The sequence below is a fragment of the Vibrio sp. 1402 genome (genome assembly GCF_033340275.1).
Genome location: NZ_JAWOWE010000113.1, coordinates 1 through 967 on the forward strand (window position 1 = coordinate 1; position 967 = coordinate 967).

Annotated in this window: 1 pseudogene; it reads left to right on the forward strand. The window is 52.7% G+C overall.

Annotated features, from left to right (window positions below):
* Positions 1-939, forward strand: a pseudogene (locus tag R7044_RS24510) (hypothetical protein); the annotation flags it as partial.
* Between the last annotated feature and the right edge of the window lie 28 nt (positions 940-967).

Here is a 967-nt window from a genome sequence, read left to right on the forward strand (position 1 = left end):
ACTCGGGTGACGTTGAACGACGAGACTTTCAATGTCGAAGCGGTTGACCCACCAGCCCCGACCGTTGAACTAGCCTCCGACTACAACTTCAAAGACAACATCTACTTGGTGCCGATGACAGGTAACTACCTGGGTGATGCCATTATCAACTCTGAACGAGCTGATCTGGATATTGCCATATCGCGCAACTCTGATGTTCTTGAGTCTGAGACCTTCACTCCGGGATGGGGTGCCACCAATAAGGTGTATCGCCGCATCAATACCGATGAGCGAGCGTTGTGGGAGGAGACCACCTACAAGGTGAACGCGGCCTACAACAAGGTGCCTGATGTGAAGACTGAGGTTGTCTACCGGGCTATCTCTGCACCTTCTGACAGTATCCGTCCTATCGTTGAAGTTAAAGGTGATACCGCGATTGACACCCAGGCATTGCCGGTTAGGGTTCTCATCCGTGATCAGTACAAACCTGATGGTGACTATGACGCTAACACGATGGGGGTGTGGAAAGTACGCCTGATCCAGCAAAAGGCCTACAACGAGACGGTTGCGCTCACTGATTATGCGGAAGCATCGAACGGTGAAGCTCAGTTCTCAGTAGACCTGTCTGGTGTGGATACTTCCTCCGTCCGTATCGCTGCTGAGGCTGTTCTGGAAAGCCCTGTTGAGGGTTACAACCGCACAGAGTTGTCTATCAGACCTGCCTTCTTGACAGTGCTTCGTGGTGGTGCCATCGGTGCTGGCGTGGAGGCTCGCAAGTTGTCTGGTGAAGCTCCGTTCACTGCTGTGTTCAAGCTATCTTTGGACGACCGTCAGGATCTCCGGGCTACCGGCCAGGTTGTGTGGGAAACCAGTAAGGACGACGGTAAAACCTGGGAGCAGTTCATCCCAGAAGATCGATACAAGTATCATCTTGTGAATACCTTCGACAAGTGGGAGTAACAGGTTCGGGCCAAGGTGGGGAACGTCA